At 67.4% G+C, this 20,517-nt stretch carries 20 protein-coding genes and 1 tRNA gene; 14 read left to right on the top strand and 7 right to left on the bottom strand.

Translation table 11 applies throughout. The features are described 5' to 3' along the window. Position 1: 1 nt before the first annotated feature. A complete protein-coding gene (gene fliM / locus ACQY68_RS05560) occupies positions 2-1,060 on the bottom strand; it encodes a flagellar motor switch protein FliM (RefSeq protein WP_428152060.1) in 1,059 nt (352 codons plus the stop codon). Then, a complete protein-coding gene (locus tag ACQY68_RS05555; protein ID WP_428152059.1) occupies positions 1,060-1,722 on the bottom strand; it encodes a flagellar basal body-associated FliL family protein in 663 nt (220 codons plus the stop codon). Before ACQY68_RS05555 ends, fliM begins: the two co-directional genes overlap by 1 nt. Before the next feature lie 185 nt (positions 1,723-1,907). Here ACQY68_RS05555 and flgF point away from each other — a divergent pair, with 185 nt between their 5' ends. From flgF to ACQY68_RS05520, 7 genes are all read left to right on the top strand, one after another. After that, complete coding sequence (gene flgF / locus ACQY68_RS05550; RefSeq protein ID WP_428152058.1) at positions 1,908-2,645, top strand: flagellar basal-body rod protein FlgF; 738 nt, start codon at positions 1,908-1,910, stop codon at positions 2,643-2,645. A gap of 11 nt (positions 2,646-2,656) precedes the next feature. After that, positions 2,657-3,445, top strand: coding sequence for a flagellar basal-body rod protein FlgG (gene flgG / locus ACQY68_RS05545; RefSeq protein ID WP_428152057.1), 789 nt, complete (start codon positions 2,657-2,659; stop codon positions 3,443-3,445). Next, positions 3,445-4,218, top strand: coding sequence for a flagellar basal body P-ring formation chaperone FlgA (gene flgA, locus ACQY68_RS05540; protein WP_428152056.1), 774 nt, complete (start codon positions 3,445-3,447; stop codon positions 4,216-4,218). The genes flgG and flgA overlap by 1 nt, the downstream gene beginning before the upstream one ends. A gap of 3 nt (positions 4,219-4,221) precedes the next feature. After that, positions 4,222-4,947, top strand: a complete 726-nt coding sequence (gene flgH, locus ACQY68_RS05535; RefSeq protein ID WP_428152055.1) for a flagellar basal body L-ring protein FlgH — start codon at positions 4,222-4,224, stop codon at positions 4,945-4,947. Between the two features lie 194 nt (positions 4,948-5,141). Beyond that, a complete protein-coding gene (locus ACQY68_RS05530) occupies positions 5,142-5,615 on the top strand; it encodes a hypothetical protein (protein ID WP_428152054.1) in 474 nt (157 codons plus the stop codon). A 25-nt stretch (positions 5,616-5,640) separates the two neighbouring features. Then, positions 5,641-6,063: a hypothetical protein gene (locus ACQY68_RS05525; protein WP_428152053.1), complete on the top strand. Its 423-nt coding sequence runs from the start codon at positions 5,641-5,643 to the stop codon at positions 6,061-6,063. A 14-nt stretch (positions 6,064-6,077) separates the two neighbouring features. Beyond that, the gene (locus ACQY68_RS05520) at positions 6,078-6,581 is read left to right on the top strand and encodes a hypothetical protein (protein WP_428152052.1); all 504 of its coding nucleotides are present in this window, start codon (positions 6,078-6,080) and stop codon (positions 6,579-6,581) included. A 16-nt stretch (positions 6,582-6,597) separates the two neighbouring features. On the opposite strand, the gene ACQY68_RS05515 is transcribed toward ACQY68_RS05520, so the two are convergent. Then, a tRNA-Ser gene (locus tag ACQY68_RS05515) sits at positions 6,598-6,687 on the bottom strand. Positions 6,688-6,850: 163 nt separating this feature from the next. Here ACQY68_RS05515 and msrA point away from each other — a divergent pair. Beyond that, a complete protein-coding gene (gene msrA, locus ACQY68_RS05510) occupies positions 6,851-7,498 on the top strand; it encodes a peptide-methionine (S)-S-oxide reductase MsrA (protein ID WP_428152051.1) in 648 nt (215 codons plus the stop codon). A gap of 2 nt (positions 7,499-7,500) precedes the next feature. Beyond that, the gene (locus ACQY68_RS05505; RefSeq protein WP_428152050.1) at positions 7,501-7,842 is read left to right on the top strand and encodes an MmcQ/YjbR family DNA-binding protein; all 342 of its coding nucleotides are present in this window, start codon (positions 7,501-7,503) and stop codon (positions 7,840-7,842) included. A gap of 7 nt (positions 7,843-7,849) precedes the next feature. Here the strand turns inward: ACQY68_RS05505 and ACQY68_RS05500 are convergent, their stop codons facing one another. The 4 genes from ACQY68_RS05500 to ACQY68_RS05485 form a co-directional block, all read right to left on the bottom strand. Continuing rightward, positions 7,850-9,028: an aminotransferase gene (locus ACQY68_RS05500; protein ID WP_428152049.1), complete on the bottom strand. Its 1,179-nt coding sequence runs from the start codon at positions 9,026-9,028 to the stop codon at positions 7,850-7,852. A gap of 85 nt (positions 9,029-9,113) precedes the next feature. After that, positions 9,114-9,701: a DUF922 domain-containing protein gene (locus tag ACQY68_RS05495; protein ID WP_428152048.1), complete on the bottom strand. Its 588-nt coding sequence runs from the start codon at positions 9,699-9,701 to the stop codon at positions 9,114-9,116. Positions 9,702-9,776: 75 nt separating this feature from the next. Further along, positions 9,777-12,287 (bottom strand): glycosyl hydrolase 2 galactose-binding domain-containing protein, encoded by a 2,511-nt coding sequence (locus ACQY68_RS05490; RefSeq protein ID WP_428152047.1) that lies wholly within the window; start codon positions 12,285-12,287, stop codon positions 9,777-9,779. Beyond that, positions 12,284-13,081 carry an alpha/beta fold hydrolase gene (locus ACQY68_RS05485; RefSeq protein WP_428152046.1) on the bottom strand — a complete coding sequence of 266 codons (798 nt, stop codon included), beginning with the start codon at positions 13,079-13,081 and terminating at the stop codon, positions 12,284-12,286. Before ACQY68_RS05485 ends, ACQY68_RS05490 begins: the two co-directional genes overlap by 4 nt. Positions 13,082-13,287: 206 nt before the next feature. Between ACQY68_RS05485 and ACQY68_RS05480 the strand changes: the two genes are divergently transcribed. Genes ACQY68_RS05480 through ACQY68_RS05460 form a run of 5 tightly spaced genes read left to right on the top strand, consistent with a single transcriptional unit; the run spans position 13,288 to position 20,515 of the window. After that, on the top strand, positions 13,288-15,450 hold the full coding sequence (locus ACQY68_RS05480) for a TonB-dependent receptor (RefSeq protein WP_428152045.1): 2,163 nt from the start codon (positions 13,288-13,290) through the stop codon (positions 15,448-15,450). A gap of 38 nt (positions 15,451-15,488) precedes the next feature. Continuing rightward, positions 15,489-17,057 (top strand): AMP-binding protein, encoded by a 1,569-nt coding sequence (locus ACQY68_RS05475; RefSeq protein ID WP_428152044.1) that lies wholly within the window; start codon positions 15,489-15,491, stop codon positions 17,055-17,057. A gap of 1 nt (position 17,058) precedes the next feature. Next, the gene (locus ACQY68_RS05470; RefSeq protein ID WP_428152043.1) at positions 17,059-17,880 is read left to right on the top strand and encodes a TetR/AcrR family transcriptional regulator; all 822 of its coding nucleotides are present in this window, start codon (positions 17,059-17,061) and stop codon (positions 17,878-17,880) included. Continuing rightward, a complete protein-coding gene (locus tag ACQY68_RS05465; RefSeq protein ID WP_428152042.1) occupies positions 17,873-19,126 on the top strand; it encodes a serine hydrolase domain-containing protein in 1,254 nt (417 codons plus the stop codon). The genes ACQY68_RS05470 and ACQY68_RS05465 overlap by 8 nt, the downstream gene beginning before the upstream one ends. Before the next feature lie 51 nt (positions 19,127-19,177). Continuing rightward, entirely contained in the window at positions 19,178-20,515 is a 1,338-nt protein-coding gene (locus ACQY68_RS05460) for an MFS transporter (protein ID WP_428152041.1), read from the top strand. The last annotated feature ends 2 nt before the right edge of the window (positions 20,516-20,517 follow it).

Raw genomic sequence — 20,517 nt, 5'->3', positions numbered from 1 at the left:
GTCAGCGCCTTCCCTTGGTCAGGCTGGTGGCGGCCTCGACGCTGATCGGCGCCTCGACCCGCACGGCGATATGCTGGCCCTTGCGGCCCATCTTTCCGGTCGTGACCGGGATGGTGCCGCAGCGGATCGAGACGTCGGAATCCGGCGTCGCGTTCAACATGAAGGTGTCGCCGACCTTGAACCCCAGGGCCCTGGACAGGGGCACCTGCTGCTCGTCGAGGACGGCGCGGATCTCGGTGTCCGTGGTCCAGAGTTCGGTGGCCAGGTGGCCTTCCCAGATATTGTCGCGGCCGAACTTCTCACCCATGAACTGCTGCAGCAGCATCTTCCGGATGGGTTCGAGGGTGGCGTAGGGCAGCAGGAGTTCGACGCGACCGCCGCGATCTTCCATGTCGATGCGCAGCTTGACCAGAATGGCTGCGTTGGCCGGGCGCGCGATGGCCGCGAAACGGGGGTTCGTCTCCAGCCGGTCGAGATTGAAATGGACGGGCGTCAGTGGCTCGAAGGCGGCCTGGGCGTCGGCCAGGATGACCTCGACCATCCGCTGGACCAGAACGCGCTCGATCGTGGTGTAGGGTCGGCCCTCGATGCGCAGGGCCGCGGTGCCGCGACGGCCGCCCAGCAGCACGTCCACGATCGAATAGATCAGGTTGGAATCGACCGTCAGCAGGCCGTAGTTGTCGAGCTCCTCGGCCCGGAACACCGCCAGGATCGCAGGCAGAGGGATGGAGTTCAGATAGTCGCCGAAACGGATCGACGAAATGTTATCGAGACTGACCTCGACGTTGTCGGACGTGAAGTTCCGCAACGACGTCGTCATCAACCGCACCAGGCGGTCGAAGACGATCTCCAGCATCGGCAGACGCTCGTAGGAGACGAGCGCGGAGTTGATGATGGCGCGGATGCCGGTCCGCTCGGAATCGTCGCCGTCGCCGAGGTCGAAGCCGAGAAGGTTGTCGATCTCGTCCTGGTTCAGAACGCGTTCGGAGGCCGCGCTGTGGCGGTCCTCACCGAAGGCGTCGGCGGCGGCGAACGGATCGAGTTCGTCCGTGTCGGCCATTATTGAACGAGCATCTCTTCAATGAGGACGGCATCGACCTTGGCCGGGGCGGCGATGAGGTTCACCCGGCGCAGGATCTCGGTGCGCAGCTGATAGGCGCCGGACGATCCGGCGATGTCCTCGGGGCGGATTTCGCGAAGGAAGCCCTGGAACATGTCCTGCATGCGCGGCATCTGTTCCTGCAGCGAATAGGCCACGTCGGCGTCCTGCATCTCAAGCGTCAGGGCCAGCTTCATCACGGTCGGGCGGCCGTCAGGCGACTGGATGTTCACCACCATGTCCGGGAGGGTCAGGAAGGTGACGCCGTCCGGGCCCTCGCTGATCTTGCCCAGAGCGGGATCGGCCTCGCCTTCGGCCGCGGCTCCGTGACCGCCGCCGCCCTTCTTTTCGCCGTGGCCACCCTTCTTCTCTTCGCCGTGACCGCCCTTGGCGGCTTCCTCGCCGTGCTCGCCTTGGGCGGCCGCAGGCTTGGGCTGGAGCATGAAGAAGGCCCCGGCCCCGCCGCCGCCCAGAACCAGCAGGGCCACGGGCGCGATGATGAACAGCAGGGGCAGCTTCTTCTTGGCCGGCGCCTCGCCCTCGACCTCGGCGCCATGCGCGACGGCCAGGTCGGTCGCCGCGTCGGCGGACGCCTTATCCTTTTTCTTGCCGAGCTTGATCATCAGGCGGTCGCCCCGGAAATTCCCAGTCACCCGGATGCGGCCGGTTTGGTTAACGCGAGGTGTAAATCCGGCAAGATTTGCCGGGCTGTCGGGGCGCGAAACCCCTGCAAATCCAGACGGCACGGGCGTTAACCCTGTTGGCACGGTCGTTGCGTGGGACGGAGCGAAGGAGCTCTGGAGCCCAAGTGGAAAACGCCGCCTACATCGGACTGTCCCGGCAGATGACCCTGCGTCGCGAACTCGACATCGCGGCCAACAACATCGCCAATGCGGACACCACCGGCTTCAAGGTCGAGCAACTGCTGCTGGGCACCGAGGTCGGGAACCGGGCGCGCAACGATGCGATCCGGCCGGGCGCCAGCTTCGTTCTGGACAACGGCGTGGGCCGCGACTTCAGCCAGGGCTCTCTGCAGCAGACCGGCCGGGACCTGGACTTCGCCATCGACGGCGAGGGGGTGTTCTTCAAAGTCCAGGACGGGGCCAATGAGGCCTACACCCGCGACGGGGCCTTCACCATCAGCCCCGAGGGCGAGCTGGTCACCAAGGCCGGCCTGCCCGTGCTGGGCGACGGCGGCCCGATCACGATCGACCCGGCCAAAGGCCCGATCACCGTCGCGGACGACGGCAACATCAGCCAGGACGGCGTCACCATCGGCCAGCTGGGCCTGGCCCGGTTCGACAATCTGGCCGTCCTGTCGAAGGACGGCGACGGGCTGTACCGCAACGCCTCCAACGCCACGCCCATCGACGCCGCCGGCGTCCAGGTGCGCCAGGGCATGCTCGAGGGATCGAACGTCAATCCCCTCGTCGAAATCACCCAGTTGATCGAGATCAGCCGCGCCTACGAACGCGCGACCAAGATGATCGAGAACGTCACCGAACTGTCCCGTCGCTCGGTCGAGCGACTGGGGCGGTCGACCTAAGGAACACATAGATGCGCGCACTTCGCACCGCCGCCTCGGGCATGGCCGCCCAGCAGCTGAACGTGGAGGTCATCTCCAACAACATCGCGAACATGAACACCGTCGGCTACAAGCGCCAACGGGCCGAGTTCCAGGACCTGATCTACCAGAACGTCGAACGGATGGGCGCGCAGTCGTCCAGCCAGGGGACCGTCGTCCCGACCGGCATCCAGATCGGTCTCGGCGTCAAGGCGGGCAGCGTCTATCGCATCACCGACCAGGGCACCCCGACCCAGACCGGCAGCGACTATGACGTCGCCATCGACGGCCAGGGCTATTTCCAGATCACCCTGCCTTCGGGCGAGATCGGCTACACCCGCGCCGGCAACTTCTCCCTGTCGGGCGAAGGCCAGCTGGTGACCGAGGACGGCTATGCGGTCGAGCCGGCCATCTCGATCCCGCAGGATGCGGTCGATGTGATCATCTCCAAGACCGGCCAGGTGCAGGTCATCTCGGCGGGGTCGCCCGAGGCGGCCGTCGTGGGCCAGCTGGAGATCGCGACCTTCTTCAACGAGGCGGGCCTGGAAGCCATCGGCGACAACCTGCTGCTGGAAACCGCCGCGTCCGGCCCGGCCACGACCGGCACGCCCGGCGAGACCGGCTTCGGGCAACTTCTGCAGGGCTACACCGAGGCGTCAAACGTCGACGCAGTGACCGAGATCAGCGCCCTGATCATCGCCCAGCGCGCCTACGAGATGAACTCCAAGGTCATCACCACGGCCGACGAGATGATGAGCGTCTCGGCGCAGGTGAAGGGCTGATGACCCGGCTTCTGACATTGGCGGCGGCGCTGGCGCTGGTCGCCTCCCCCGCCCTCGCCGGCCCGGTGACGCTGAAGGTCAATCCGGTCGACGACGACGGCAGCGTCACCCTGGGCGATATCTTCGACGGGGCCGGATCGGCCTCGGGCGTCGTGGTCGCCAGTCGCGCCGGGCCGTCGGTGGTGTTCGAGGCCGGTCAGCTTCAGGCCATCGCCTCGCGCGCAGGCCTGCAGTGGGCCAATCCGCAGGGCCTGCGTCGCGTGGTCGTCCGCCATGCCGCGTTGGCGCCCGGCGGCGCTCCGGCTGCCGGGAGCGTCATGCCCGCCGTCGGCCAACGCGCCGCCACGGTCGAGGTCCTGACCTGGGCCCGCAGTCTGGCCGCCGGCGACGTGGTCCAGCCCGAGGACGTCATCTGGACCACCGTGCAAGCGCATCTGGCCCAGGGTGGATCGCCGTCGGACGCCGAACAGGTCATCGGCCTGAGCGCTCGCCGGGCCCTGCGCGCCGGGGCTGTGGTCGGCCAGCGCGACCTGATCTCGCCACGCGTCATCGCCCGCAACGACATGGTCGAGGTCGCCTATATCGCGGGCGGCGTGACCCTGACCGTCACAGGACGCGCGACCCGCGACGCCGCCGTCGGCGAGCCCGTACCCGTCCTCAACACGACGTCGGGCCGCACCATCGACGCCATCGCCTCGGGCCCCGGTCAGGCCAGGGCCGGCGCCGGGGCCCGCGCCCAGGCCTCCAACTCGTTCGCCCGTCAGGGAATGTAAGTCATGCGTCAGTCCGTCCTCGTTCTCTCCCTCGCTGCGGTTTCCCTCGGCGCCTGCTCCACCGTCGTCGAAACGGTGCAGGGCCCGCAGCTGGCGCCCATCGGCTATCCGGCCCAGCTCGTGCCGGTCAGCCAGACCTATCAGGCCGCGCCCGAGCCCCGCTCGGCCAGCGCCAACTCCCTGTGGCGGACGGGGGCGCGCGCCTTCTTCGGCGACCAGCGGGCGCGGAACATCGGCGACATCCTGACCGTCAACATCGACATCGATGATCAGGCCCAGACGTCCAACACCACCAGCCGCAGCCGCACCAACGACATCACGGGTGGAGTGACCAACTTCTTCGGGCTGGAAAACAGCCTCGGCCGCGCCTTCCCGGGCGGCTTCGATCCGCAGGCCCTCGTCGGGGTCGAGGGTTCGTCCAACGCCAACGGCACGGGATCGGTCAGCCGGTCGGAACGGGTCAACCTGACCATCGCCGCCGTGGTCACCGACATCCTGTCGAACGGCAATCTGGTGATTCAAGGTCGGCAAGAAGTGCGCACCAACCGCGAGGTCCGCGAGCTGACCGTCGCCGGGATCGTGCGGCCGGAGGACATCTCGTCCGCCAACACCATCGCCCACACCCAGATCGCCGAGGCCCGCATCAGCTATGGCGGCCGCGGCGATATCAGCCGGGTGCAGGCCACGCCGGCGGCCCAGAGCCTGGTGGAGAGGTTCAGCCCATTTTAGTGCGCTATCGCTCGACGCGCGGCGTCTCGCTGCTTGAGCGCTGTTAAGAGCGCGACCGCTGGTCGCGCGGCGGCTCGCTGTCTGAGCGCAGGAAGATCGTGTCCTGAGCATCACGGGTCGGCCGGAGCGCAAGCTCTGCCGTGAACCGTTAACGGAAACCCGCGTTTGCCCTTCAGACGCAAAGGTTTCCACCGATGTTCAAGGTTCTCGTTCCCGCCGTCGCCGCTCTCGGACTGGTCGCTTTCGCGGCGCAGTCGCGCGATGTCGCGCCGGACGTCGAGGCCCAGGGTGTCATGGCCGCCCCGGTCATGAGCTGGAGCGTCCACCATGAGGGCGCCTTGGCCAAGCTGGCCTATGGCGTCGCCAACTCCGATCAACTGGCCCTGATGGTCACCTGCATGCCCGGCGACGCGACGGCCGCCGTCTATGGCGACGTGCAGGTCGAGGGCGCGCGCCTGACGCGGGCCAGCCTGCAGATCGACCCCCTGTCCGGCGGCGACGCCGAGGAGACCGCCATTCCGCTCGACGATCCGGCGCTGGCCGGGCTGGCCCGGAACGGCCGCATGACGGTCGTCGGCGACGCCGGTCGGTTCCAGTTGGCCGCCAGCACCGAAGAACGTCGCCTCGTGCGCGATTTTCTGTCCTATTGTTCTCCGGGCCGGGCGTAATCCGTCCGGTCGGGGGGCCTGAAGCATGACATTCTTGGTGACAATCGCGGCGCTTGCCGCGCTTCATGGCGCTCCGCCTCAGGGGGGCTGGACCTGGACCCTGTATGAGGACGGGCCTCTGGTGTTGGCCAACGAGATCCCCGACACGCCCCAGCTCAAGGCCATCCTCGAATGTCAGCCGGGCGCGGGCGTGGCGCGGCTGGACCTGTTCGGCTCGACCAACGCCGGCATCGCCACCATCGCCTCGGGCACGGCGACCGCAACGGGCGAAAGCGAGGCGACGGCCGACCATCAGTCGGTGGCGCTGCGCACCGATCACCCGGTCTTCGGCCAGTTCCTTGTCACAGGCGCTCTAGACGTCGCCGTCGGCGGAACTCATCAGGCTGTCGCCGTGCCCGCCGCCCACCTTGCCAAGCTGCGCCGCTTCGCCGAACTTTGCAGCGGGTGATTTCGGGAGGTCGCATGCGGATTCTATGGTTGCCGGTTCTGGCCTTGGCCGCTTTGACGAGCGCCTGCGCCAGCGTGGACAAAACTGAGCCTGTCGTGACGGCGGCTGTCGCGTCTCCGGCCCCCGCCCCTGTCGCCGGGTACGACTGGCATTATACGCGCGACGAGGGGGTGGCCCGCCTGGCCTATGGCGTGGAGGCCAGCGACGACCTTCGCCTCGGCCTCGACTGCACGGCCGGGTCCGGGAAAATCGACCTGACAGCCTTGGGGCAGACTGGCGATCGTGAAATCTATCTGGAGTCGGGCGGAGAGACCGAACGGTTCGCCGCCGAGGGCGAGCCGTCGCAGCTGCACGACGGTGACCTCCTGACCGCCTCCGCCGCCACCAGCGAACCCGTCATGCAGCGTTTCCGCCGCATCGGCTGGATCGCCCAGTGGGTGGACGGGGAACGCGAGGTCTATGCGCCGCATCCGGGCTCGGAAGCGGGCGTGGAGCGGTTCTTCGCGATGTGCGGGTAGTTTTTTAGCAAGCCCGTGGCGGACAGAGAGGGATTCGAACCCTCGGTAGGCTTTCACCTACACACGCTTTCCAAGCGTGCGCGATCGACCACTCCGCCACCTGTCCGTTTCACCACGAGGGCTAACGCCCGGGAGGTCGCCCGGGGAGGGAGGGCTGATAGAACAGCCGGGCGCTTCGGGCAAGCGCCGCGCTGGTCAAAACAGGTCTGGGAAAACAGGGGGCGCATTCCCATATGGTCGCCATGTCCCTTTTCTCACGGATCGCATCCATGCTGAGCCAGAAGACCACCCTGCCCACCAGCGCCACCGCCCTGCCCGGCCGGTCCACGCCGCTGCCGACCGACGAGGTCCATTTCGTCAACGGCCGCCCGCTGAAGGGGCCGCATCCCGAAGGGTTCGAGACCGCCATCTTCGGCATGGGTTGTTTCTGGGGCGTGGAGCGCAAGTTCTGGTCGCTGCCAGGCGTCTGGGTCACGGCCGTCGGTTATTCGGGCGGGATCACGCCCAACCCGACCTATGAGGAGACCTGCACCGGCCTGACCGGCCAGACCGAGGTGGTCCAGGTCGTGTTCAATCCGGCGGAAATCTCCTACGCCGAGCTGCTGAAGACCTTCTGGGAAGGGCACGACCCGACCCAGGGCATGCGTCAGGGCAATGACGTCGGCTCGACCTATCGCTCGGCCATCTACTATCTGAACGACGCGCAGCGCGCCGAGGCGGAGGCCTCGCGCGACGCCTATCAGGCGGCGTTGTCGAAGGCTGGGCGCGGCGAGATCACGACCGAGATCACCGAGGCCGGGCCCTTCTATTTCGCCGAGGGCTATCACCAGGGCTATCTGGCCAAGAATCCGGACGGCTACTGCGGCATCGGCGGAACGGGCGTCGTCTGTCCGATCGGTGTCGGCGTCGAGGCCTGATCGTGGACCGGGCCGGCATAGGCAAGACCTGCCTCGCCTTGCCCGGGGTCACCCTGGATCACCCGTTCGGCGACCATCACGACGCCTATCGCGTCGGCGGCAAGATGTTCGTCATGGTCGGCGAACAGGGCGGGGTGTCGTTCAAGGTCTCCGACATCGCCTGGGAGATCCTGACCGAGACCGGGAAGGCGCGGCCTGCGCCCTATCTGGCGCGGGCGAAGTGGGTGAACCTGCCCGATCCCGACGCGTGGGACGACGAGGAGCTGGCCGAACATTTCGCCATCGGCCACCGGATCGTGGCGGCGAAACTGACGAAGAAGGTACGGGCCGAGCTCGGGCTCTGACGGCGGGTCAGCGGCCGGCGGTCGAGGCGCGCAGGGTATGGGCCGCCTTGCCGAGCCGTTCGACAGCCTCGTCCAGCACGGCGTCGGCCTTGGCGAAGCAAAGGCGAATGACCGATCCGGCCGCCTTGTCCGAAACGAAGGCGGACAGGGGGATGGCGGCGACGCCGAACTCGACCACCGCTCGACGACAGAAGCCATCGTCGGACAGGGGAATACCCGAGGCGGCGAGATCGACACCGAGGAAATAGGTGCCCTCGCTCGGGGTCAGGACGAAGCCCCGGGCCGACAGACCCGCCGCCAGTCGGTCGCGGGAGCGCTGGAGCCCGGCGCGCATGTCGACGAAGGTCTGCTCAGGCCAGCCGAGGCCGACGGCGACCGCGCTCTGGAGGTTCGGTGGAGTGGCGAAGGTGAGAAACTGATGGGCCTTGGCGACGGGATCGACCAGGGCGGGGTCGCCGCAGACGAAGCCGATCTTCCAGCCGGTCATGCCGAACATTTTGCCGGCCGAGCCGATCTTCAGTGTGCGTGACGCCATGCCCGGCTCCGCGATCAGGGAGCGATGGCGTCGACCGTCGAAGATCACATGCTCCCAGACCTCGTCGCTGAGGGCGATCAGGTCGTGGCGAACACAGACCCGGGCGAGGGCCGCGACTTCCCCGGCGTCGAAGGCGCGGGCGGTCGGGTTGTGCGGGTTGTTGAAGACGACCATCCGGGTGCGAGGGGTGATCACCGCCTCGAGGGCGTCTTCCGTCAGACGCCATTGCGGCAGCTGGAGGCGAACCGGGACGGCCATGCCGCCAGCGCGCTCGATCAGAGGGCGGTAGGCGTCGTAGGCGGGTTCGAAGAGGATCACCTCGTCGCCCGGGTGGACGAAGGCCAGGATGGAGGCCGCGATCGCCTCTGTGGCGCCGGAGGTGATCAGGACGCCGTCAAAGGTCAGGGGCACGCCCTGCAGACGGCCGTAGTGTTCGACGACGGCGTGGCGCAACTCGGCCAGACCGCGCGACGGGGCATACTGGTTGGAGCCGGTCATCAGGGCGTCGGCGGCGAGACGGCGCAGGCTCTCAGGCCCCTGATCGTCGGGGAACCCCTGACCGAGATTGATGGCGCCGTGCTGGCGGGCGAGGCCGGACATCGTCTCGAAGATGGTCACCGGCATGTCGGCGAAGACGGGATGGGCGCGCATGACCACACCGGAGCCGAGGCGAGCCCGCAAGGCAAGTCGGAAAGGGCGTCGGCGGCCTACCGGCGGCAGGTCCGCTCCAGCGCCGTCAGAACACGGCGCCTTCCGTGCGACCGTGCGCGGTCCGTCGATCGTACTCGGCGCTGGCGGCGCCGACCTTCTGGCTCTCCGCGGCTCCGGCCGCCTGGGCGGCTGCGCAATCGGGCGCCGCTCGCATCGCTTGCTGAATGCCCGCGGCGCCGGCCTGGGCGATCCGGACGTGATTGGTCTCGTGCAGGACGAGGCCGGAGAAATAGGTGTTCCATCTCTCGCGGTCGTTGCGGTTCATCTGATCGAGGGTGGCCAGATCGGGCAGGACGAGGGTCACGGTATAGGTCACCTCGGTTCTGGCCGGATCGCACTGACCGTTCGCGCCCGAGAACTGCCACCGGTAGTTCCAGAAGGTCACGGCGTCGTGGCGCGCGCCGCTGAGGTCGGCGGGTTTGCCCTCGTTGATGCTGGCGCGCACGGCGCGGACGTTCCGGCCCCGAACCTCATAACCGTGCAGGGTGACGTGATCGAACTCCGCCACGGCCGGCGCGGCCGCGACCAGACGCGGAGACGCCTCCGGGAAGGCGCTCAGGTCGGGGCCCGTCCGGGTTTGAAGGGCGAGCAGCAGCAGGGTCAGGATCATCATGACCGCCCTGTATCACATTGCCCGGGGCCGTCGCGACGGGCGGTGTGAACCCTGTCGTGCGACTGCCTGATGAGATCAGGCCTCGGCGATCCGGTCGTTCCAGCAGCGGACGGAGACCTCGGCCGCAGTGACCGGCGAAGCCCCCGTGACGCGGATGTTGCGGGTCTCCCCTGCCCTCAGGTCGAAGTGGTTGTCGCTGAACTCCAAGTCCGCGCGATCGGAGACGAGGTGGACGAAGGCGAGGTAGACCCGGGCGGAAAGTTCGACCTCGAGCGCGCCGTCGACGACACGAGCGGTCATGACCGGCCGCGCCCTCGCATCGAGCTTCAGGTCCATGACCGGGACGGTCAGGAGGCGGTTGGCTTCGTAGGCGCCAGTCGTCGATCGCACCGTCAGGACCTGATCGTCACAGGCCGGGACGACGCCGCTCCAGACCGAAAGGCTGGCATCGACAGGGATGTCGAGGGCGACCTCCTCGCTCCAGATCGCGCGGCCGTCGAGGGTGGTCAGGGCGATGACCGCACGGTCTTCCACAGGGCTTTGGGTATCGTTGCTGATCCACAGTTCGACGGCGCCGTCACCCAGTTCCCCGAAAGAGGCGAGGACCGGCGCGAAGGCGCGGCGGACGGCGTGGTACGCCGCCTTCTCCACCCCGTCGTAGTCGATCAGGCTCCAGCTGACGCAGGGCCAGCAGTCGTTGAACTGCCACAGCAGGGCGCCCGAGCAGTGCGGACGGCGACGGCGGAAATGCTCGATGCCGAACTTCAGACCTTCGGCCTGGGTCCATTGGGTGAAGTCGATATAGTCCTGGAGCGTCGCGGGCGGGCCGGTGACCGGGTCGATCATGGCCAGGGCCTTTTTCGACTCGTCCTTGATCCGCAGGTGGAAGCCCTCGCTCTCGGGATCGAGATCGGCGGGGTCCATCCAGCGCTTGAGGGTGGCCAGGGCAGGCGCGGCCTGGATGCCGAACTCGCTGATGAAGCGGGCGGTGTCCTCGGCGTAGCGCTGGTAGACGATCTTCTCCGGCGCATAGCCGAAGGGCTCGACCATCCGGTCGTCGGGGATGGGCGGAATGCCGTGCCACACCGTCCAGTCGTGGACATCTCCGGCCTTCATGCTGTTGGGATGAGCGCCGCCGCCGGGGCTGCCAGGCCAGTAAGGCGTGGTCGGATCGAGGGTCGCCAGCATGCCGGGGACGACCGCGTCATAGAGGACGGCGCCCGGCAGGGGGACTTCGACGCCGGAGACGTCCACGTCGATACGGTGGATGGCCTCGTTCTCGTTGTTGCCGCACCACAGGGCCATCGAGGGATGATGACGCAGGCGGCGGACCTGATGGTCGACCTCGGCGCGCACGGAGGCGACGAATGCGTCGTCATCGGGATAGGGGGCGCAGGCGAACATGAAGTCCTGCCAGATCAGCACGCCCTTCCGGTCGCAGAGATCGTAGAAGAGGTCGGGCTCGTAGATGCCGCCGCCCCAGACGCGGATCATGTTCATGTTGGCGCGGGCCGCGTGGGCGATCAGCCGGTCGTAAGGCTCCGATGCGACGTCGGCGACGAAGGAGGTCGTCGGCACCCAGCAGGCGCCCTTGGCGAAGATCGGCATGCCGTTGAGGACGAAGCGGAAGAAGGTCGCGCCGGGTTCGTCCGGATCGGGCGATTGATCCAGGTCGATGGTGCGCACGCCGACGGCGCGTGTTGTTTCGTCGAGGAGGCGGTCTCCGTCGAGGAGGCGAACGGTCAGGTCGTAAAGCGGCTGAGCGCCGAGGTCGTGGGTCCACCACAGCTGCGGCGCATCGAGTGTCAGGGGGATCGGCGCGGTCTCGGCGGCGTCGCGCTCCTGTCGGAAGGCCGTTCGGCCCTGCGGGTCGGTCAGCACGATCTCGGTGCGGAGACCGGCGGTGGTTCCGGAAAGTTCGACGTCGATGCGGGTCTCGGCCCGGGCAGAAGTCGCGGTCAAGGTCGTGAAGGCCACGTCGTCGATGCGGGCGCGGGGGCGGACCTCGAGGCGAGCCTTTTTCCAGACGCCGACGGTCGGCAGGTCGGGGCCCCAGTCCCAGCCCCAGCCGAACTGGGCCTTGCGCATCAGGTTGCGCTTTGAACGGCTGATCCGGTCGGTGAACGCGGCCCAGGGCGGGGGTGGCGTCTTGCCCTCGAGCGCCACGGCCGTGGGGTCGAAGCGGACTTCCAGAGCGTGGGTCTCGCCCGCACGCAGGCGATCGCCCACGGAGAAAATCCAGTGGCGGAACATGTTGTCGGCGCGGCCGATCTCCGCCCCGTCGAGATAGACGGTGGCGAAGGTGTCCAGACCATCGAACACCAGCTCGACGGTTTCGCCCTCCCCGGCTTCGGGTGCGACGAAGGTGGTGCGCCAGCGCCATTCGCGGTCCCGGACCCAGGCGGCGGCGTGTTCGTTCCGGGCCTTGTAGGGGTGGTCGAGGCGGCCCGCGTTGACGAGCGTGAGATAGGTGTCGCCGGGCGCGGCCACGGCCAGCCAGGCCTCGCCGCCTTCAACAGGCCCGGCGCCCGGATCGAAGTCCCTCAGCTCCCACTGATCGAGCCGCACCGACGAACCGCCGCTCATCGAGCCTGCTCGACCTCTTCGATGAACCGCTCGACCTCGGCGTTGGCGCGCTCGGCGGCGCCGACGAAATAGTTGTGGCCCAGGTCTGGGAAGGTGACGAGGCGGGCGTTGGGCAGCATTTCCGACAGCGTCTTGCCGCCCTCGTAGGGGACGGCCAGATCCTGGGTGCCGTGCAGGACGATGGCCGGAAGAGTTACGCCCGCGACCTCCCCGGGGGTGACGGAGTAGTCGATGATGGCGTGACTCTGGGCGATCACGCCTTTCATCGAGAAGGGGTCCTTGTCGAGCATGACCTTGTCACGAGCGATGGCGTCGTCGGGGGCCGCGTCGCCGTAGCCGCCCTTGAACTTCTTTGAGGCCAATCCCTTCAGGAGCGGCAGGACACGATACAGGATGCTGACCAGCCATTTCGGACGAGGCGGGATGTCCGGCGTCTTGGCCATGGTGCAGCCGAGGATCAGCGACCGGGTGTGCTCCGGGTAACGGATGCCGAACTCGAGCGCGATGCCGCCGCCCATGGAGACGCCGTAGACGTGGGCGCTGTCGACGCCGGCCGCCCTGAGCACGTTCAGGGCGTCCGAGGTCATCTCGGCGACGGAAGTTTTTGAACGCGCCCCGCTCTGACCCGTGCCCTGATTGTCGAACCAGATCAGATGGTAACGGTCCTTCCAGGCCTCGAGGACCGGGTACCACATGGCCGAGGAATAGCGGTGCCCCATGATCAGCAGGACGGGCGTGCCCCGGCCGCTCTGATCCCAGTGGATGCGCGTCCCGTTGCTCATGATCTCGGGCATTCATGGTCCCTTCCGCTGCGCCGAGGCGCGTTCGTTTCCCCCGGCATTCTGCGACGCCGTGACCGGATGCATCTCATCGAAGGACCTTCGATGTCAATCTTCACTCGCAAGTGAATGAGTGTTGACGGACCCTCGATTCGATGGAATGTCTTGGGCCATGACGACGAGAGATCGTCAGGGAAACGCACAATCGAGGGAGGCTACCCATGGCTGGAAAGCTCTGGCTCACGACATCCGCCGCCGTTCTGCTGTGGGCGGGCGCCGCTCACGCACAGACCGCACCGTCCGCCGACAATGATCAGGCGAGCACGCTGGACGAGGTCGTCGTCACGGCCGAGCGCCGCACGTCGAACCTGCAGACGACCGCCGTCGCCGCCTCGGTGCTGAGCGGCGAGGAACTGGCCAACAAGGGCGTCTCGAACATCGAGACCCTGCAGTTCTCCGTGCCGTCTGTGACGGTCCAGAACTCGGGCCAGGGCAACAGCTTCAACATCCGCGGCATCGGCAAGACCGAGAACAACTCCTCGGTCGGCGTTGGCGTGATCACCTATCGCGACGGCGTCGCCGTCTTCCCCGCCTACTTCCAGAACGAGCCCTTCTTCGACATCGCCAGTCTGGAAGTGCTGCGCGGTCCGCAGGGCACCTTCGCCGGCCAGAACGCCACAGGCGGCGCGGTCTTCATCACCGAGCGCAATCCGGACCTGAACGGCCTCGGCGGTTACATCACGGGTCAGGCGGGCAACTACAACGACATCCGCCTGCAGGGCGCGATCAACCTGCCGATGGGCGACACGCTCGCGGCGCGGATCGCCTTCAACAAGGAAACCCGCGACAGCTTCTATGACGTCATCGGCACCCCGTCGCGCGGTCACCCTGGCGAACTGGACACCCGCAGCATCCGCGCCAGCATCCTGTGGCAGCCCAACGATCGCGCCCGCGTCCTGCTGAAGACCGACTACACCTTCCACGACATGGGCGGCTATCCGACCAGCCCGATCTTTTCGCCGCTGCCGCTGCACACCATCGCGACCAATGGACCGTACGCGGCCCAGGACGAGACGACCCGCACCGTGCTGAACGCCAGCTACGAGTTCGACAACGGCATCACGATCCGCTCCATCTCCGGCGCCCAGTACGGCACGACCTACATCCGCTCGGATGCCGACGGCACCGCGACCCTGCCCTTCACCTTCTACGACGAGGTCAACCAGCGTCTGTGGTCGCAGGAGTTCACCCTGGTCTCGCCTGACACAGATCGCCTGACCTGGATCCTGGGCGCCTATTACCAGGACGACCTGATCACCTTCCCGCCGGGCCAGTTCGTCACCACCCAGTACGTCTCGGCGACCCTGCCGATCCTGTACGACACCCTGCTGGAGGGCCGGAATCCGAAGACCACGGCCGCCGGTTTCGGCCAGATCACCTATGACCTGACCGACGATCTCGAGATCCAGGTCGGCGCCCGCTACACCCGCTCGACCGTCGAGAACGACGCCCGTCTGGCCGCGCCGCTGCTGGGCCTTCGCCTGACGCAGAACGATCGGGATGTGGAGAACGCGGTCACCGGCAAGGTCGCCCTGAATTGGACCCTCGACGAGGACAACTTCCTCTACGGATTTGTCGCGCGCGGACACAAGGCGGGCGGTCTGAACGGCCCGAACCTGGCCTTTGTGGCGCCCAAGCCCTTCGAGGGCGAAGACGTCACGGACTTCGAGGCCGGCTGGAAGTCGACGCTGTTCGACGGCCATCTTCGGACCCAGCTGGGCGCCTACTACAACGTCTACCAGAATTTTCAGATCAACATCGGTGACCCGACGACGCCGTCGATCACCTCGATCCTGAACGTGACCGACGACACGATCATCTACGGTCTGGAAGCCTCGGCCCAAGGCCGGTTCGGCGCCCTGGCCTTCGATGCCGGCCTGTCGCTGTCGCACTCGGAGCTCGGTCGCTTCTTCGCCGCCGACCCACGTCGCGCCCGCACCGGCGTCTGCGATCAGAACAGCGGTCCGGCGAGCGGCAACTGCGTGAATCTGGAAGGCAACGCCCAGACCTTCGCGCCGGAAATGACGCTGAGCCTCGGCGTGCAGTACGACTTCGCGGTCGGCGCCGGCACCCTGACGCCGCGCATCGACTACAGCCACATCTCCGACAGCTGGGCGAGCATCTTCGCCAGCGAGGCGCTCGGCGATCACCTGACCGAGCGCGACATCGTCAACGCCCAGCTGACCTATGAGCAGGGCGACTGGCAACTGCAGGCCTATTCGACCAACCTCGGCGATCTCGACTACATCGCCTCGGTCAAGGCCGGCCAGCGCTACGCCGGCGCGTCCCGCCAGTACGGCCTCCGCCTGACCCGCAACTTCTAGGGTCGAGCGTACCAGTGACAGCGTCCCCGTCAGGATCGATGCAGGCCTATGGCCTGACCGTCGACCGGTTCCTGGATCATGCCGCGAGATGGCATGGGCAGGTTCCGGTCGTCACCGCCGGTCAGGGCGAAGACGCCGTCATCGGCTATGCCGCACTCAAGGATCGCGCCGAGCGATTGTCCGGCGCCTTCCTCGACATGGGTCTTGTGCCGGGCGACCGGCTGGCGACCCTGGCCTGGAACACCCGGCACCATGTCGAGGTCTGGTACGGGGCCATGGGGGTCGGCATCGTCTGCCACACCCTGAACCCCCGCCTGACCGTCGCCCATCTGACCGCGATGATCACCGAGGCAGAGGATCGCGTCCTGATCGTCGGTCAGGGTTTGGGCGACCTGGGCCGCGAACTGATGGCGGCCTGCCCCTGTATCGAAAAGCTGATCCTGATGGACGGCGACGCGGCGAAGATGGAAACCGGGGCGCGTCCGGAGATCGAGATCGAGGCGCTTCTGGCGCAATCGGGTCGCCCCGCGACATGGGGCGGCTTCGACGAGAACGCTCCGGCGGGGCTGTGCTTCACCTCCGGCACCACGGGCGCTCCAAAGGGCGTGCTCTATTCCCACCGCGCCAACTATCTGAGCACCCTGCGATGCCTGCAGGCCGACGCTCTGGCCCTGACCGGGTCGGACGCGGTGCTGGTCGCGGTGCCGATGTTCCACGCCAACGCCTGGGGCCTGCCCTTCGCGGCGGCCGCCGTCGGGGCGACAATGGTGCTGCCGGGCCGCGTCACCGACGGAAAGTCTCTGGCCCGGCTGATCAACGCGCACGGTGTGACCGTCGCGATGGGCGTGCCCACGGTGTGGCTGGGTCTGATCGACTATCTCGACGCCAGCGGCGAGGAGACCCCGACGCTGGAGCGGGTCGTCGTCGGCGGCTCCGGCATCGCCGATGCGCTGCTGAAGCGGATCGAGGACCGGCTGGGCGCAACGGTGCAGACCAGCTGGGGGATGACCGAGCTGTCGCCCATGGGCACGATCTCGCCGCCCGCCCGGACGCCGGGCGCGGCCCGGGCGTCGGGCCGGGCGCCCGTTGGCCTGGACATGCAGCTGTTCGACGCGAACGGCGTGGCCCTGCCCGAGCAACGCAACGTCGTCGGCCATCTGAAGGTGCGCGGTCACAGCGTGGTCGAGCGCTACTACGGTCATGAAGAGACGGCGCTTGACGCTGGCGGCTGGTTCGACACAGGCGATCTCGCCGAGATCGACGACGCCGGCAACCTGACGCTCTCGGGACGCTCCAAGGACCTGATCAAGTCGGGCGGCGAATGGATCAATCCGGCCGAGATGGAGTCCATCGTCGGCGCCATGCCTTCGGTCGGACTGGTGGCCGTGATCGGCCGCTTCGACGCCAGATGGGGCGAGCGGCCCGTCATGGTCATCGAACCGCGTCAGGGGCATGCCGTGAACGACAACGAGGTGCTCGCCGCGCTCAGGGGAAAGGTCGCCGACTGGTGGCTGCCCGACCGGATCGTCTCGGTCGAGACCATGCCACTGGCGGCCACCGGCAAGATCAACAAGACCCAGCTTCGCGCGACCTACGGAGCGGCCTAGGATGGCCCCGACTCCCCTCGCAGCACCGCGACCGGCCTCGCGCCCGCGCGTGCGCATCAAGGCCGCGCCCATGACCGATCCGACCTCGCCCACGCCGACCCCGGTCCGGTCGCCGACCGCGAAATCGGCCGCGAAGCCGGCGCGTCGCTCCAAGGCCGAACAGCGCGCGGACAGCCTGGAGCAGATGCTCGATGCCGCCGAGGAGCTGTTCTCCCAGCACGGCATGTACGGCGTCACGCTGAAGGACGTGGCGCAGAAGGTCGGGGTGCACACCTCGCTGATGCACTACTATTTCGAAGACAAGCAGGACCTGTTCATGCAGGTCGTGAAACGCCGGGCGCCGATCACGATCGGGCGCCGCGTCGAGGCGATGAAGCGCTATGCCGAAGAGGTCGGCGATCATCCGACGATCGAGGGATCGCTGCGCGCCTTTCTCGATACTGACCTGAACCTCTACATCGAGGGCGGCGAGGGCTGGCGGAACTACGGCGCAATGGGCGGCCAGCTGAACAACACGCCAGCCTGGGGCGCGGCCGTCATGTGGGAAAACTTCGACCCCGTCGTTCTGCAGCTGATCGACCTGCTCAAGAAGGCCATGCCGGACGCCGCCGAAGAGGACATTTTCTGGGGCTATCACTTCGTCACCGGCGCCCTGACCCTGAGCCTGGCCCGCACCGGCCGGATCGATCACCTGTCGGGCGGCCTGTGCAAGTCCGATGATTTCGAGGCGATCAAGACCCGCATGGCCAGCTTCATGGCCGGGGGGTTCATGGCGATCTGCAAACAGCGTGCGGCAGAACGAAAGACGGCAAGCGATGGCTGAGTTCGCAGGTTTCCCCGTCGCGGCCCGTCCTGAGGAGCTGGGTTTCGACAGCGCCCGACTGGGACGCCTCGACGACTATATGGCCGGGATGGTCGAGGCGGGCCGCGTGGCCGGCGTCACCACCCTGATCCTGCGTCATGGCAAGGTCGCCGCGTTCCGGACGCACGGGTCGCCCGTGCTCGGCGGCGAGGCGGCGCTGAGCCCCGACGCCATCTTCCGCATCTATTCGATGACCAAGCCGATCGCCGCGACGGCGATGATGATCCTGTTCGAGGAGGGCCGCTGGGTTCTCGACGATCCGGTGACGAAATTCATTCCGGAGTTCGCATATCTGAAGGTTTGCGCCGGCGTCGGCCCCGACGGCGAGATGATCCTTGAGGACGCCAAACGTTCGCCGACGCTGCGCGAGGTGATGAGCCACACCGCCGGTTTCGGCTACGGTCTGTTCCCCGACTACCATCCGCTGGAGCGTGCCTACTTCGCCGAGGGTATCGCGCGGCCGGACGGGCCCGACGCGTTCATCGCCAAGGTCGCGGCCCAGCCCCTGATGTTCCAGCCGGGGACGGAGTGGTTCTACTCGATCGCGTCGGGCCTCCTCGGCGTCATCGTCAGCCGGATCTCGGGCCAGTCGTTCGGCGACTTCCTGCAGGACCGCATCTTCGGCCCGCTGGGCATGGTCGATACGGGCTTCCAGACCGGCGCCGTCAAGGCCGGGCGCCTCGTGACCTTCTATCAGGACGATGCGCGGGGCGGACTGAAGGAAGTCACCGAGGTCCTGAACGCCCCGATCAACCCCTTCATCGACCCACCGCCGTTCGAGGATGGCGGCGGCGGACTGATCTCGACGATCAGCGACTACGCCCGCTTCGCGCAGATGATTCTGAACAGGGGCGAACTGGACGGCGCACGCATTCTGGCGCCGGTCACGGTCGAGCTGATGTCGACCAACGTCATTCCAGAAGCGGTTCTGGCGACGAGCCATCCGCTGCGGCTGTTGCCGTTCAATCCCGCCTTCGGGTTCGGACTGGGCTTCTCGGTCCTAAACGATCCGCGCCGCATGGGCTCGGTAGAAGGGCGCGGCACCCTGGCCTGGGGCGGCATGGGCGGCACCTGGTTCTGGATCGATCCGGAGAACGACCTGGTCTTCGTCGGCCTGATCCAGCGGCTCGCCGATCCGATCTCCGGCGAATTCCGGGCCAGGGCGCGCACCTTCACCTACGCGGCCCTGACCCGACCCGAACTCTAGCCCGACCGAACGACAGACGGGCCAGAAGGTCCGCATTCCGAGGAAACAAGAATGACCACGGTTGAAGTCGCCGACGACGTCGTCGGGCCGCCGCCCGGCGCGTTCCGCAAGACGAAGTGGAGCGTGGTCTGGCTGCTGACCCTGACCATCTTTTCGGCCCTGACGGTCGGCGGCCTGCTCGCGCCGATCCAGGAAGCGGTGAAGCTCGACCTCGGCCTCAGCGACTTCCAGCTGGCCATGATCATTGGCAGCGCGACGGCCATCCCGGCGGCCATCCTGTCGCTACCGATCGCGTGGATGGTCGACCATCACACGCGCACGCGTCTTCTGGTCATCCTCGCCGCCTTCTGGGCCATCGGCACCATCGGAACGGCCTTCGCGCAGGACTTCTACGGCCTGTTCGCGGCGCGGCTGATCTCCGGCGTAGGCGCGGCCACCGCCTTCCCGGTGCTGGTCTCGATCCTGGCCGACGTCTGCATGCCCGAGAAGCGGGGCCGATCGATGCTGCTGATCTCGATCGGCGCCTGGGCCGGCGTCGCCGCGGCCTTCGCCATCGGCGGCACCCTGTTCGGATGGCTGGAAGCCAACCCGTCGGCCTTCGTCGCGGGCATGCCGGCCTGGCGCGAGGCGCATCTGATCGTCGGCATCGGGGCGGCCATCCTGGTCCTGCCGCTGTTCCTGATCCGTGAGCCCGCGCGTCACGAGGTCGAGCAGGCCAACCCCGGTTTCAAACAGGCCCTGAAATCCTTCTGGAAACGCCGGGCCTTCCTCGGCTGGCTCTATGTCGGCAACTTCGCCGGCGGCTTTGCCGAAGGCGCCGCGGCCCTGTGGCTTGGATCGGTTCTGGTTCGGCAATACGGCCAGTCGCCCGGCGAGTTCGGCGGCTGGGTCGGTCTGGTGATCCTGGCGTCGGGCGTGGTCGGCTCGATCATCGGCGGCTTCACCGCGGACATCAGCCAGAAGCTGAAGATGCGCGGCGCCATCCTGTTGCCCGCCCTGATCGCGACGGCCCTGAGCATTCCGGCCAGCGCCTATCCGATCATGCCGAACGTCACCCTGTTCGCCTGGGTCCTGTTCGCCCTGCTGCTGGGCGGGACGATCGTCAATCTGGTGAACTCGGCCGCGATCGCGGTCCTGCTGCCCAACGAGGAACGCGCGACCAGCCTGGCGGCCCTGGCCATTATCGGCAAGATCGTCGGCGGTCCCGTGACGGCCGGCGTCATCGCCACGATGGCGGTTCTGTTCAAGGGGCCGACGGGTCTGGGCATGACCCTGACCTGGCTCGGCGTTATCACCGGCGTCATCTCGCTGATCGGTTACGTCCTCGCCATGCGCTACGCCCCGCCGCCGGCGGCGCAGGTGTTGGCCGACGCGCCTGTCGAGGCCTGATC

The organism is Brevundimonas sp. (assembly GCF_965278935.1).
Classification (GTDB): Bacteria; Pseudomonadota; Alphaproteobacteria; order Caulobacterales; family Caulobacteraceae; genus Brevundimonas.
The sequence above is the reverse complement of the archived record's forward strand: the minus strand, read 5'-3'. Positions and strand labels throughout refer to the sequence as shown.

Coding starts and splice junctions, on each gene's coding strand:
- fliM (WP_428152060.1), bottom strand. CDS start 1,060: ATGGCCGACACGGACGAACTCGATCCGTTCGCCGCCGCCGACGCCTTC.
- ACQY68_RS05555 (WP_428152059.1), bottom strand. CDS start 1,722: ATGATCAAGCTCGGCAAGAAAAAGGATAAGGCGTCCGCCGACGCGGCG.
- flgG (WP_428152057.1), top strand. CDS start 2,657: ATGCGCGCACTTCGCACCGCCGCCTCGGGCATGGCCGCCCAGCAGCTG.
- flgA (WP_428152056.1), top strand. CDS start 3,445: ATGACCCGGCTTCTGACATTGGCGGCGGCGCTGGCGCTGGTCGCCTCC.
- flgH (WP_428152055.1), top strand. CDS start 4,222: ATGCGTCAGTCCGTCCTCGTTCTCTCCCTCGCTGCGGTTTCCCTCGGC.
- ACQY68_RS05530 (WP_428152054.1), top strand. CDS start 5,142: ATGTTCAAGGTTCTCGTTCCCGCCGTCGCCGCTCTCGGACTGGTCGCT.
- ACQY68_RS05525 (WP_428152053.1), top strand. CDS start 5,641: ATGACATTCTTGGTGACAATCGCGGCGCTTGCCGCGCTTCATGGCGCT.
- ACQY68_RS05520 (WP_428152052.1), top strand. CDS start 6,078: ATGCGGATTCTATGGTTGCCGGTTCTGGCCTTGGCCGCTTTGACGAGC.
- msrA (WP_428152051.1), top strand. CDS start 6,851: ATGCTGAGCCAGAAGACCACCCTGCCCACCAGCGCCACCGCCCTGCCC.
- ACQY68_RS05500 (WP_428152049.1), bottom strand. CDS start 9,028: ATGCGCGCCCATCCCGTCTTCGCCGACATGCCGGTGACCATCTTCGAG.
- ACQY68_RS05495 (WP_428152048.1), bottom strand. CDS start 9,701: ATGATGATCCTGACCCTGCTGCTGCTCGCCCTTCAAACCCGGACGGGC.
- ACQY68_RS05490 (WP_428152047.1), bottom strand. CDS start 12,287: ATGAGCGGCGGTTCGTCGGTGCGGCTCGATCAGTGGGAGCTGAGGGAC.
- ACQY68_RS05485 (WP_428152046.1), bottom strand. CDS start 13,081: ATGCCCGAGATCATGAGCAACGGGACGCGCATCCACTGGGATCAGAGC.
- ACQY68_RS05480 (WP_428152045.1), top strand. CDS start 13,288: ATGGCTGGAAAGCTCTGGCTCACGACATCCGCCGCCGTTCTGCTGTGG.
- ACQY68_RS05475 (WP_428152044.1), top strand. CDS start 15,489: ATGCAGGCCTATGGCCTGACCGTCGACCGGTTCCTGGATCATGCCGCG.
- ACQY68_RS05470 (WP_428152043.1), top strand. CDS start 17,059: ATGGCCCCGACTCCCCTCGCAGCACCGCGACCGGCCTCGCGCCCGCGC.
- ACQY68_RS05465 (WP_428152042.1), top strand. CDS start 17,873: ATGGCTGAGTTCGCAGGTTTCCCCGTCGCGGCCCGTCCTGAGGAGCTG.
- ACQY68_RS05460 (WP_428152041.1), top strand. CDS start 19,178: ATGACCACGGTTGAAGTCGCCGACGACGTCGTCGGGCCGCCGCCCGGC.